At 48.8% G+C, this 12,997-nt stretch carries 11 protein-coding genes; 3 read left to right on the top strand and 8 right to left on the bottom strand.

Features of this window, described 5'->3' with window-relative positions; all coding sequences use genetic code 11:
• Positions 1-114: 114 nt before the first annotated feature.
• From EIM92_RS11045 to EIM92_RS11020, 6 genes are all read right to left on the bottom strand, one after another.
• Positions 115-1,059 (bottom strand): carbohydrate ABC transporter permease, encoded by a 945-nt coding sequence (locus EIM92_RS11045; protein ID WP_125082674.1) that lies wholly within the window; start codon positions 1,057-1,059, stop codon positions 115-117.
• Positions 1,060-1,078: 19 nt separating this feature from the next.
• Positions 1,079-1,999: an ABC transporter permease gene (locus EIM92_RS11040; RefSeq protein WP_125082673.1), complete on the bottom strand. Its 921-nt coding sequence runs from the start codon at positions 1,997-1,999 to the stop codon at positions 1,079-1,081.
• Positions 2,000-2,210: 211 nt separating this feature from the next.
• Positions 2,211-3,782: a response regulator gene (locus tag EIM92_RS11035; RefSeq protein WP_125082672.1), complete on the bottom strand. Its 1,572-nt coding sequence runs from the start codon at positions 3,780-3,782 to the stop codon at positions 2,211-2,213.
• Positions 3,779-5,554 carry a sensor histidine kinase gene (locus EIM92_RS11030; protein ID WP_125082671.1) on the bottom strand — a complete coding sequence of 592 codons (1,776 nt, stop codon included), beginning with the start codon at positions 5,552-5,554 and terminating at the stop codon, positions 3,779-3,781. The genes EIM92_RS11035 and EIM92_RS11030 overlap by 4 nt, the downstream gene beginning before the upstream one ends.
• A gap of 241 nt (positions 5,555-5,795) precedes the next feature.
• Positions 5,796-6,635, bottom strand: coding sequence for an anti-sigma factor (locus EIM92_RS11025; RefSeq protein WP_125082670.1), 840 nt, complete (start codon positions 6,633-6,635; stop codon positions 5,796-5,798).
• Positions 6,610-7,224, bottom strand: coding sequence for an RNA polymerase sigma factor (locus EIM92_RS11020; RefSeq protein ID WP_125082669.1), 615 nt, complete (start codon positions 7,222-7,224; stop codon positions 6,610-6,612). Before EIM92_RS11020 ends, EIM92_RS11025 begins: the two co-directional genes overlap by 26 nt.
• Before the next feature lie 225 nt (positions 7,225-7,449).
• On the opposite strand from EIM92_RS11020, the gene EIM92_RS11015 reads away from it, so the two are divergent.
• Genes EIM92_RS11015 through EIM92_RS11005 form a run of 3 tightly spaced genes read left to right on the top strand, consistent with a single transcriptional unit; the run spans position 7,450 to position 10,719 of the window.
• A complete protein-coding gene (locus EIM92_RS11015; RefSeq protein ID WP_125082668.1) occupies positions 7,450-8,610 on the top strand; it encodes a COG1470 family protein in 1,161 nt (386 codons plus the stop codon).
• A gap of 2 nt (positions 8,611-8,612) precedes the next feature.
• Positions 8,613-9,635 carry an ABC transporter ATP-binding protein gene (locus tag EIM92_RS11010; protein WP_125082667.1) on the top strand — a complete coding sequence of 341 codons (1,023 nt, stop codon included), beginning with the start codon at positions 8,613-8,615 and terminating at the stop codon, positions 9,633-9,635.
• Complete coding sequence (locus EIM92_RS11005; protein WP_125082666.1) at positions 9,607-10,719, top strand: ABC transporter permease; 1,113 nt, start codon at positions 9,607-9,609, stop codon at positions 10,717-10,719. Before EIM92_RS11010 ends, EIM92_RS11005 begins: the two co-directional genes overlap by 29 nt.
• A 143-nt stretch (positions 10,720-10,862) precedes the next feature.
• On the opposite strand, the gene EIM92_RS11000 is transcribed toward EIM92_RS11005, so the two are convergent.
• Together EIM92_RS11000 and EIM92_RS10995 are read right to left on the bottom strand one after the other, a co-directional pair.
• Positions 10,863-11,813, bottom strand: coding sequence for a radical SAM protein (locus tag EIM92_RS11000; protein WP_125082665.1), 951 nt, complete (start codon positions 11,811-11,813; stop codon positions 10,863-10,865).
• Between the two features lie 158 nt (positions 11,814-11,971).
• Entirely contained in the window at positions 11,972-12,919 is a 948-nt protein-coding gene (locus EIM92_RS10995; protein WP_246021408.1) for a pectate lyase family protein, read from the bottom strand.
• Positions 12,920-12,997 lie beyond the last annotated feature (78 nt).

Here is a 12,997-nt window from a genome sequence, read left to right as displayed (position 1 = left end):
GAAAAACAGCCAATAGAAGTGTTACCGTTCTTTTAGTCTCTTTCAAAGCATTTTCCCCCAATCAAATAATGGTTTCAAGAGTTCAGCTATATTGATAACCAGGTTTCCCTGCGGTCATCCTTTAACGGCACCGATCGTCAGCCCTTGAACAAAGAAGCGCTGGATGAACGGATAAGCGATTAGAATAGGCCCCGTAGCTACGATGGTCATCGCCATCTTCAAGCTTTCTGTCGGAATATCGAGGTTCATGGCCACCCCAGACTGCATCATCGCCTTCCGCATTCCGTCCATATTGCCTAACAGCCGATAGAGATAGTACTGTAGAGGCATCAGCTCGGATTTCGAAATAAAGAGCAGGGCATGGTACCAATCGTTCCAGTAAGCTAAAGCAATGAACAGGCCGATTGTCGCCAGCGCCGGCTTGGAGAGCGGAATAATCAGCTTCAAAAAAATTAGAAAATCGCTTGCCCCATCGATTTTGGCCGACTCGGTAATCGCCTCCGGAATGCTGCTCATAAACGATTTCATCACGATAATGTAGAACACATTCATTAACATCGGTACAATCAGCACGACCAAGGTATCCTTCAGGTCTAAATAGTTGACGATCAATAAATACCATGGTACGAGCCCGCCGCTGAACAAGGTCGTAAAGAAAAAAAAGAAGGAAAAGTGGTTGCGCCACTTGAAATCTTTTCTAGATAGAACATAAGCCGTCATCGAGGTCAGAAATAATCCGACTGCCGTTCCGATCAAAGTCACGCTGATCGTCACCCCGTAAGCTTTGAGCATATCCGCAGGATACTTGAACAATATGCTGTAGGCTTCCAAGGAAAATTGGGTCGGGACGATTTTGAACCCATGCTCGATAATCGAGCTTTCCTCAGTCAACGAGGAAGAGATAATCAGTATAAACGGAAAGATACAAAATAGCGCCAAAATAGTAAGTAACGTATATCCGATAACCGCGAGCAGCACACGATCGGAAGATTTCCCCTTGCCTTTATTCGCACGGATTTCCGGATCCAGACGACCGGGATTTGCTGTTGTCGCACTCATTTGCCTCAAGCCTCCCTTTCTAGAACAAGGCACGATCCTTGTCGTATTTGCGCACCGCATAGTTGGCCAACAGAATCGTCGCGAATCCCAGGATGGATTGGTAAAACCCTGCTGCTGCAGACATGCCGATTTCATTGGATGTCGTTAACGAACGGAACACATAGGTGTCAATAACGTCCGTGGACGAGAAGAGAAGTCCGTTATTGCCGACCATATTGTAGAACATGCCGAAGTCTCCGCGGAAAATATTGCCGATGGCCAGCAGGAACAAAATAATGACCGTAGGCATGATATTCGGTACGGTAATCTTCAGAATCCGCTGAAAAATATTCGCCCCGTCAATTTCCGCCGCCTCGTACATTTCCGTATCGATGCTCGTGATCGCCGCCAAATACATAATGGAGCCGTATCCCAACGCCTTCCATGCCGACACCACGATAAGAATCAGCGGCCAATAAGCAGCCGTGTTATAAATATCGACCGGTCCGAGACCGATGGAGCTTAGCATTACGTTCAATGTACCTACATCGTAATTAAACAAGTTGTAAGCGATAGCCCCGACCACAACCCAGGAAATGAAGTACGGCAGGAACAGCACCGTCTGGGTTACCTTGCGGAACCATTTGCCGGCTACCTCGAACAACAGAATCGCCGTAACGATTTGCAGTAGGTTGTTGATAATAATGAACGCAATATTATATAGTGCCGTATTCCGGGTTACACGCCAAGCGTCGCCCGATTCCATGAAAAATCGAAAGTTCTCCAATCCGTTCCACGGGCTTCCGAATATGCCCCCTTGATAGTTGAATTGCTTAAAGGCTAGGACGATGCCGGCCATAGGTATATAGGCAAACAGCAGGAAAAACAATACAGCGGGGGTGAGCATCAGCAGCAGTGCTCTATATTTCTTGAGGTCGCTGAAAAACCGATAATTTTTCATGTCTACTCCCCTCTCGTCATTTCTTTGGACTTTTCTTTATCTCTTGCTACCCTTACTAATGAGTATAAAGGTTCCGTTCTGATGGGAGGATTTAGGCAAACAACAAAAAATAATACTAATTCACCGATTCATGAATCATTCTATAAAAAAATGCCCCCGGCCTTTAAGCCGAGAGCTTATTCATTGCGCCTATGCTAATCTCGTTCCTGAGCTAGATTCTATTCTGCTTCCTGTACTCTCCAGGCGTCATTCCTAAGCTTGCCTTGAATTGCCTGTTAAAATAAATGATGTTCTTATAGCCCATTATTTCTGCCACTTCATAAACTCTTAACGTCGGATCGCGCAATAGCTCGCAAGTCCGTTCCATCTTACGCTCATTCAAATATTCGCTAAACAGCATTCCCGTTTCTTCCTTAAATAAATGCCCCAGGTAATTCGGCGTAAAATCAAAGTGACTCGCTACCTCTTTCAAGGTAATCTTCTTCTCCAATTGCTCCTCGACATAGCTCATGATTTCGTCAATCAGTTTACGCTTCTGCCGCTGTCGCTTAACGTACAGCTTCTCCGACAGTTCAAAGAATCTTCGTCTTAGCCAAGAATGGACATCATGCACTGTCTCAAATTGAAATAAAACATCGGGCTGATGCAATTCCCATTCCAGCAGCTCGTACAAATTCTCATTACGCTGCAGCAGCTCAGCGTGAAGGCTTGACGTAATGCGGATAATAAGCTCATACACACCCTTTTTGCTGGCGTACGGCATATCTTTGTACAACAGATCCAGCAAGCAATCGTCAATAATAACCAAGTCGTAATCCATGATAGCTCCCAGCATCACGGAGACGGTATCATCTATCGATGTCCAAGGAGCACCTTGAGTAGAAGGTTCTGTCGTATCGCGAAGCAGGCGATTTTTGCCGAGCAGCCATTTTGCGCTTAGCGCAGCCTGGGCCTGCTGGAAAGACTCATACAAGCCTTGAGCGTCATTAGCATATTTTCCGACACCGATCGTAACCGTATAGTCCGTCGTCTGCGCTACCTCATAAATGAGCTCAGTTAGTCGTTTCAAGAATAGCTCCTCAGCAATCGAGGACAGAATAATTAGACGCGTTTGCCGAGGTATAATCAAGCTGCCAAGCTCGGTATCCATCGCGAGTGTTTTAATGTTCTCAACAATAGCCCGGATCTCGGTTCTCCTGACCTCCTCGGATACATCCTGCAGCTTCCACTCTAAATCATCAATCTCGACCAACGCTGCGGCTGTACCGTCTAACAATAACGGATCCAGAATGCTACGCAGATACGATTCGGCATAGCCGGAATCACCGTGCTCAAACCAACGCAGAAGCAGCTCCTCGCTGACGAGAGACAATGTCTCAGAAAAGGTGCGCGCCTGCTCCTTCTCTTTCTCCACCTCCTCGCAGATCTTTTTCAACATCGCATACAACTCTTTATCTTCCACTGGCTTTAGCAAATAATCGCAAGCATTAATTTCTATCGCTTCCTTAGCATAATTAAAATCCTCATGCCCGCTAATAAATACAACCTTCACCTCGGGGTTTATCGCTTTTGCTTTACGTGCAAACTCGGTTCCCGTCATAATCGGCATCCGAATATCCGACAAAATCAAATCAACGCGCTGCTCCTCCAGCACCTTAAGGGCTAAGAAGCCGCTGTTTGCCGTACCGGCTACATGAATATCCAGCTCGCTAGCCAGCACCCTGCGGCGTAGCCATTCCAAATCGATGGTTTCATCGTCAACCAGCAATACATTTACACTCATTTTGCGAACTCCTCCCTATCCTCGACCTCCCCGCGATCTGCCGGCAACAGAAGACATATCGTCGTCCCCGCCCCATAAATGCTGGCGATGTAAACGCCGTACGCTTCCCCATACCTGAGCTTGATGCGTTCATCCACATTTTTCACACCGTATCCTCCGGCTTGACTAGGTCCAATCCTCAACCGCTTAACCTGCTCAGGGCGCATTCCTACGCCGTTGTCAATAATTTTTAGCTCAATATCTCCTTTAACGCGCCGGCCGGTGATCCGAATGGCTATCGTTTCTCCAAACCAGGCATGCTTGAAAATATTCTCTACGAATGGCTGCAAAATCAACTTTATGACCTGATAATCCATAATTCCAGGCTCCATATCAATATGTACTGTAAACGTGTCTGCATATTTTACACGCTGAATCTCCAGGTAGGTCTCGACTTGCTCCAGCTCTTTGCGCAAAAGAATATGCACATTTCCTTGATTGAGCGTGAGGCGATAGAAGCGGGAAAGGCCTTGAACCATCTCCGTGACTTTGCTGATTTCCCCCAAATTGGCCAGGCTGTTAATCGTTGAAAGGGTGTTATATAGAAAATGTGGATTGATCTGCGCCTGAAGCGCTTCCAGCTCAGCCTGCTTCTTCTGAATTCCTTGTAAATAGACGCTATCTATCAATTCTTGAATATTCATCGCCATCATATTGAAGGCCTCAGCGATCCGCACGAACTCATCATTGCCGGAGAAGCGGATGCGTTTTTGAAAGTTACCTTCCTGGAACGACCGAACAAGCATGACAATTCGGGTCATCTTTCTACCGGTTAATCTAGCCACCATAAATCCGATAAAAGTCATAACAATAAAGCTGATCGCACATACCCCGAGAATAGCCCTCTGGAGTTTCCCGGCGTCTTTGGTCAAATACGCCTCCGGAACGAGTGTTTCAATAGCAAAATCAGTGCCCGGGATAGATTCATGCAAGCTTAAATAGACATCCCTCCTGCTGCCCTTTCCCAAGCCTTCCCCCGGCTTTCCCACTTGATTGACTTGCTCCGCTTGACCCCGCTGATATACTCGTTCTCCAGTGCTCTGATGGATTAAACGAACCGTGATGCCTTCTTCTACCGGAAAAGTTGCGAAGTTGCCGAATAAATCCTCCAGAGAAACCGTGATTCGTACGAAACCAATGACTGATCCATAGTCGCTATATGAAACTAGCTTTCGAATATGAGAGATATGATCTAACTTTCTATCGGTATCAATCTGAACCCAAAGGTTGTTGCGCTCCGAGTTTTTATGGGACTGATACCATTCGGTGTGCTCGATGTCCCGCAGAGGGAGGATGTAATAATCACTTTGCCCGATCGGCTTATCCAGATTGTCACCGGTAATAACGATCATGTCGCTATTCGGCGTGTACAGCATAAAACGAATATTATTGCCAAACAGTTGGAGCGGTGAGACGATTTGCGGGATAACCTCGTCCATCATCGTCAAATAAATGTCTAGTGGCTCCCCTCTTTTCTGCAGCGCTCTTTGAAACGACACACTGCCAAATAACGTATCCGACATGCGCTGAATTTCATCCATCTGATATTGGATATTATTTCTGGCCTGTTGCATCCCCGTGCGAATATTCGTCTCAGCCATCTCGGTCCGTGATTCCGTTAGCATGGTATAAGATATGTAACCGATAAGCACATCCGTCAGCAGAACAAGCAGCAAATAAGAGATCATCATTTTGTAAGTAAACGGTACATAGCGTTTCTTCATGTTAGACATTCTGCCCTGGCTTCCCCTCTTAATTTAATATTACTAGTATATTTACTTTATCGTAACAGATCATCCAGGTATGTATACCGCCTTATAAAACCATGCTTCCATAAAAAAAATCAAGTCAAAAAGCAGCTGTGGCAGACCTTCACTGCTGCCAAGCTGCTTTGTCAACGGCTCTGTTCGATGTTCACCGATGATAATATGTCAGACGATTTCGCCTCCGGACTGCATTTTAACCATTCTTTGCTTAATGTTTCATCTCGACAAATACGGCCTCAGGTCCTGTCTGCACCCTGCTTCCCCCCTTAGGTTCCAGGCTAATAATCAGCCGCTCCGCCTCCGCGGCCCCGTAACCGTGGTAATAGCTTTTCCCCTCGGGATGCTTCACCGGAAGAATTCCCGGGCTGCTCGATTCATTATCCATCTGCAGCCAAATCTGATAGTCCTTTTCCACTAATGAATGAAACCCGTCTACGACGATCAGCATCTCGCCGGATTCCCGCTTCAGCCAGACCATGCCTTCCCCGTAATAAGGAGGATGTGGCTTAATCGGATACCGCTCCGTTTCAGCGCTCTGTATGAGATGGATTTGGTGCGAAATATCTCGCTCAATCCGGCTCTGATCTTCATCGCTCCAAATCTGTGGACGGTAAAGCAAGCCGCAAAGCAGGATGAGCACTGTCAGCCCGCCCAGAGAGCCGAAAATATATCGGCTTCGAGCGGCAGTCCATCTAGCACCAAGCGAACGCAGCCAGAACGTAAGGAGCAATTGGCGGCGCAGCCTTCGCGGCGGCTGTGGCAGTGAAAGACTTGACTGAGGCTCCCGCTGCATGTAAGGATGGACAGCGTTCTCGGGATTGTCCTCCCCTGATCCGACGGCGCCTTGATTGAGCAGTTCCTTCCATTCGCGAATCATCGCATCGCAGGCTAGGCACTGCCTTTGGTGCTCCTGAATCGTTGCCTGCTCTTCATCCGGCAGTTGCCCCATTGCAAAGTCGACCAGCTTCTCCTCTGCGAACAAAGTGCATGGTTCCGTCATTAAAGTCATCGCCTGCGGGGAGTTACTTTTGCAGCTTTTCTTGTCCATACAGCTCCACTCCCCCTTCCAGCTTGCTCAGATGCATCTCGTCCAAATGGCGGCGCAAATTGCGGATGCCGTAGCGGATTAGCGACTTCACCGTCCCTACAGGTTTCTTCATATACTCGGCAATTTCGCGATGCGAAAGCTGCTCGATATAGCTTCCATGAAGCGCCATCCGCTGCAGCGGCGGGATAGCCAGCATCGCCTGCTTCAGCTGCTCCTTCTCCCATTTGCGCAGCGCTTCATATTCGGCAGACTCCATTCCGCTGCTCCACAGAATATCCGCTTCCCTGTCGATCACCCATTCCTCCGCAATCGTCCAGCGCTGCTGCTTTCTAAGGCGATCGATGACCCGGCTTCGCGTGCGAACCGCAAGCCATGCCTCCACGCTGCCCCGCGCGGGATTATAGCTTCCCGCCTTATCCATCACCTCCATGAATACATCTTGACAAACGTCCTCCGCCTCGGCGGCATCCTTCATGCACTGTTCGGCCAATCTGTATACCATCGGAGCATAAGCATCGTAGAATCGGCCAAAGGCAGAGACCGATCCCTCGGCAATCTCCGCCAGCCAACACTCAGGGCTCTCCTTCATCCCCCAGTCCCTCCTTGATCATAACTGTAGCTTAGGATCATATTGGGCCTACTTAGGTCCTGTTTTTACGAATATTGTAGCAAATTTTATTATCCTTTTTGCTTTATCAGTAACTTTTTAGCTGATTTTAAGCAAATATTTAGCTAATTTTAAGCTTTCGATAAATCCAAATCGCCGGCTCCTTCGTACCCTTAATGAACAAATATACTAAGGAGGGTTCATACGATGAAATTTTGGGAAAGGAATATAAAACTTATGAGCATGCTCATGATGTTTATGCTCATAGCCGGCTTGTTCGGCGGAGTTCCGGCTTCAGCCGCCGGAGGAATCAAGCTTTATTCGCCATATACCTCAATATCTGTCCCGCCCGGCGAAGCCTTGGATTACAACGTAGAGGTCATGAACAATACCTCCGACGTCGTCACAGTACCGCTGCAGCTTAATAATTTGCCGAAAGATTGGACGGCCGAGTTGAACAGCGGAGGCTGGCGGGTGAAGGAAATATCCGTCAAACCCGGCGAATCCAGCTCTGTCTCGCTAAATGTAACGGTTCCTCTACAAATCGACAAAGGAACCTATCATTTTGAGCTTGTGGCCGGCTCGGCGGCGCGGCTCCCTTTTACCGTAGAAATTACAGAGAAAGGAATCTACCAGACCGAGTTAACGACCGATCAGGCGAACCTGCAGGGACCATCCGATTCCAGCTTTACTTACTCGCTCAAGCTGCAAAATCGGACGGCCGATAAGCAAAACTACGCTTTACAGGCCCAAGCCGATCCAGGCTGGAATGTGACCTTTACATCCGGGGACAATCAGGTCTCCTCCGTCGAGGTAGAACCTGGTACCAGCCAATCCATCTCCGTCAAAGTCCAGCCGCCCGAACAGATCAAGGAAGGAACCTATAGCATCCCCGTCAGCGCCTCCAACCAATCAACTTCCTCTGAACTGAAGCTGGAAGCCGTTATTACCGGCACCTACGGTTTGGAACTAACGACACCAAACGGATTGCTTAGCACCAACGTTACCGCAGGTGGCAGCAAGACGATAGATTTGCTGGTTAAAAACACCGGAACCGCCGATTTATCGGACATTAACCTCAGTTCGAACGCTCCGGTCGATTGGGAGGTCAGCTTTAATCCGAAAACAATCGACAAGCTGGCAGCCGGTCAATCGACCACCGTGGAAGCCACAATTACCGCCAGCAAAAAGGCGATTGCTGGAGACTATGTCACGGGCATGACCGCGTCCTCCCCGGAATCGAGCTCCTCAGCGCAATTTCGCGTCGCGGTCAAAGGCTCCATGCTCTGGGGCTGGATCGGTGTATTGGTGATCGCAGCAATACTCGGTGGCATTTACTATTTGATTCGCAAATACGGGAGGCGATAACCGTGGCAGAGACGGTCATCGACATACAATCATTAACAAAAAGCTATAACGGCGTCAGAGCCGTAGACCAGTTGTCCCTGCAAATCAAATGCGGCGAAATCTTCGGTCTGCTCGGGCCCAACGGAGCTGGCAAATCGACGACGATCCTTATGCTGCTCGGACTCAGCGAGCCTGACGAAGGCACCATTAACGTGCTGGGACTCGATCCGACAAGGGAGCCTATCCCCGTTAAACGGAGGGTCGGATATTTACCGGATGACGTTGGCTTCTACGAAGATCGTACCGGCCTGGAAAATCTGGTGCTGACGGCGAGGCTGAACCAGGTGCCGGAAGCGGAGGCGAAGGAACGAGCCTATCAATTGCTGGAGAACGTAGGCCTGAAGCATGCCGCCCATAAAAAAACGGGGGCTTATTCCCGCGGCATGCGGCAGCGGCTCGGACTGGCCGATGTCCTGATCAAAGCGCCAGAAATCATCATATTGGACGAACCGACGCTTGGGATTGACCCCAAAGGGATGGATGAGCTGTTGGCCTTGATCCGCAGCTTAAGCGAGGAGCAAGGCTTGACCGTGCTGCTGTCCTCCCATCAGTTGCATCAAGTGCAGCAAATCTGCGACAGGGTCGGCTTGTTTGTCCGGGGGCGCCTGCTCGCCCAAGGCGACATCACCAGCCTGTCCCGAGAACTGTTCGCCGATGATCCGCTGCAAATTACCGTGGACTGCGGGCCGCTGAATGAAGGACTGCTGGAGCGTATCCGCGCCATTCCTGGCGTACGGCATGCCGATCCGGTAATCGGGAACGGAGTAGGACTGTCCGATGCATATAACAGCATGGAATCTCCCGGACGCACCAGACTTATCGTCGGCTCGGACACCGACTGCAGCGACTTGATTGCCCGAACGATTATTGAAAACGATGTTTCTTTGTTCGGCCTGCAGCGAAGGCAATACGGGCTTGACGAGATCTACCACCGTTATTTTGAAGGAGGTGAACAGCATGACCAAGGAAGCAGCCAAGCTGAATAACAGCAGATATGATTTGAAGGGCTATTTACGCCGCTCGGCGCAGCGATTGCGAGACTGGTTCCATCGCCTCCCGTCGAACGGCAAGGTTGACGGGGAAGAGCGTGAGCGAAGCAAGAGAGTCGGCAGCCTCGGAGCTTCGCCATTCAGTGTGTTGGTGCGCAAGGAAATTTCCGACCATATCCGCAGCTGGCGATTCATGCTGCTGCTTGGCATTATTCTGCTCACCTGCATCGCCTCTTTGTATACGGCCATGAACAGCATTCAAGAGGCTATTCAGTCGGACAGCTCCGCGAATGACTTCGTGATTCTGAAGCTGTTCACGCTGTCAGATGGAACTTTACCGTCCTTTATCAGCTTCATTGGGTTCCTGGGCCCGCTGCTCGGAATCGGCCTCGGCTTTGATGCGATCAACAGCGAACGGAATAAGGGTACGTTAAGCCGAATCCTGGCCCAGCCGCTGCATCGCGACGCGCTGCTTAACGCGAAGTTTGCCGCCTCACTTGGCGTCATCAGCATGATGTTCCTGACGCTCGGCTTTTTGACCATGGCGCTTGGAACGATTATTTTAGGCATCCCTCCTACGCTGGAGGAGTTCTTAAGAATGATCAGCTTCACTTTCATCATTATCTTCTACATCGGATTCTGGCTTAATTTGTCCATTTTATTCTCCGTGCGTTTCCGCCAGCCTGCTACCTCGGCGCTGTCGGGGATTTCCGTCTGGCTGTTCTTCAGCTTCTTCTACGACATGATCCTGAATATCGTGTCCAAGGGAATCGCGCCGAGTGCTGAAACGGCCACAGTACAAGATATTGTCGGCTTCCAGAACCAAATGTTGTGGCTAAGCAGACTATCTCCCTACACGTTGTTTAATGAGGCTACGACCACTCTACTTATGCCATCGGTTCGTAACCTGGGACCGCTGACGACCGAGCAGGTTCATGGCGCCATTGCCAGCCCGCTGCCTTTTGGACAGAGCCTGCTGCTCGTCTGGCCACAGGTGACTGGTCTCATCGCGCTGACCTTAATCTCCTTCGCCATTTCTTACGTTCTGTTTCACCGCCAGGAGATTCGCGGACGTGCTTGACCGAAACAGAGCTAAAAACAGGCAAATTATCCTGCAGCGGCTGAAAAACGATAAAACGGCTATCCTCGAGATTCCGAGGATAGCCGTTGCTTTTAATGCACGGATTTATTCCAGGCTGTTCCGGCTTTCAAATCCTTTGCATCTTAAAGCGGAGTTGAGGGGAATATTGCCTCCCGTGCCGGACATGGCTCATGGTCAAGAAAATGCTTTAAGGCTGGCGGCATATCAAGATAAATGTCACGCAAAGAAGTGCCTTTATGGATATTTCCAATAATGACGGGGTGACATAGCTCCGAAATAATAATATCCCCGTTACCATGCAAATGAAGCTGCTTTTTCCCTTCGATGCAGTGCGGGAAATAGACGCCTGGCTGTTCCTGCAAACCAAGCTCCTCCATAAACCGATCCATGCAGGTGAAGTACAGCGTCATATCTTCTTTTTTGTAAGCAATGAGATCATTTACCGCCTGCTTCAACGTTTCGCGTGCAGCTATAGCCTTCCACCCGCTATGCTTCATCATGATACTGTTCTGTATCTCATGCGTGCGAACACCCATATCATACACATGGTCATGAATCTCTTTCATCTGATGCTCGGTTTCACTGAAAAGGAGCGTCTCAAGTACCGTATCCACCCTAGTCTTAGCAAACATAGCAATGTTATTTCTAATTTTCTGATACACGCTGGGATGAATGTGATAGTACTGGGAAAATGCCTCTGCCGTCGTAAAATTAAAGGAAATATGGATCGTCGTCAGTCCCGCATCGGCCAGCCGCTGGATTCGCTCCTCATTCAGCAGGCTACCGTTGGAATTCAACTGAGTCTGAACGCCGCGTGCCGCGCAGTAACGTACAACCTCAACGCAATCTTCATACTTTAAAGTGACCTCTCCGCCGGACAGTCTCACTCTTTTAAGATGCGGCAGCTGCTCCAGAAGAGGAATAATTTCCTTTGCCCCGATGTTGTTCCCATCGTTTCTTTGATAGGCGCAGCAATAATCGCAGCGAAAGTTGCAATTGGAGGTAATGCCGATTTCCAACCCTTCCAGCTCATAGGCGACAGGCTTTTCCAACTCTAACGATTTATATTTCATGCTTATGACTCCTTTAGTGCAAACTAGGGTTTATCTTAAAATAACTTGCTGCCTACTGTCTGTGACCCTTCTTATATCCTATGGGAAGTCCTCTATAATTCAAAACAAAAAAACGCGTGGCCCCACCGGGTACACGCGTACAAACTTCAATCCATCGATTAATTTCCAACGTTGATCTTGCCCACGCCCGCGTTCGCAATCACGTGATTCTTCACTGTATTTGCAGCATCCAGCGTGTAGCTGTATGGCGGCGTGTAGCTCGTTGTCGATGTGGTCGGCATGCTGCCCGTGCTGTTCACGTACAAATTGCCTTTCACATCCCAGTACCCTTGCTCTTTACTGTACAATGTAACGATTGGGTCTTTTGAATTTTCAAACACATTATTTTCGATGCGGAGCGTAGCCCCCATTCTTGAATTGATCCCCGTGTCTATAATATTGTTGTAATAATTGTTAAACAGATGGCCCTGGCCGAAACGGAACAGCGGCCCTCGGGAATTAATATTTTCAAAACGGTTATGGTGATAAGTGATTTTCCGGTCATAATTGTCGCTGTCAGACGAGCCAACCAGCGATGTTTTCCAGCTGTCATGAATGTAGTTGTACGAAATCGTGATATACTCAGCATTTTTCTTCACATCGATCAATCCGTCATAATAGTCCTTATTGGAATCGAGCGTAGAATAGAGCTCATTGTGGTCAACCCAGACGTTGTTGGCCGGGCCCTCGATGCTAATCGCATCCTTATCGCCAATATTGACATGGTGAATTTTCAGATTGCGGATGATGATATTGCTGGCCCGTGTCACTTTTATGCCTATGCCTTCAAATTCCGCTCCTGCGCCTAAGCCTAAGATCGAGACATCATTTACGTCTTTGACGCTGATTTTGTTATCCGAGGAATTCGCTGGAGTGATTTTGCCCGATACATAAATCGTCAGCGGCTCGCTGCCTTTATTTTTGAGTGCCGTTTGCAGCGCAGCCCCTGTAGTAACCGTGACGGAAGTACCTCCCGCGCCCCCGGTCGTTCCGCCGTTCAAAGTCGCAAATCCAACATACCCGGGATCCGCTGCCTGTGAAGAGGGAAGAGAGAACATGCTTATCATTACGGTCAACAACAATAATAAAGCCAATCTTTGTTTCATACTAATCACATCCTTTTCAAATATTGTAAGCTTAAAATA

It is taken from the genome of Paenibacillus lentus, from assembly GCF_003931855.1.
Lineage (GTDB): Bacteria > Bacillota > Bacilli > Paenibacillales > Paenibacillaceae > Fontibacillus > Fontibacillus lentus.
The sequence above is the reverse complement of the archived record's forward strand: the minus strand, read 5'-3'. Positions and strand labels throughout refer to the sequence as shown.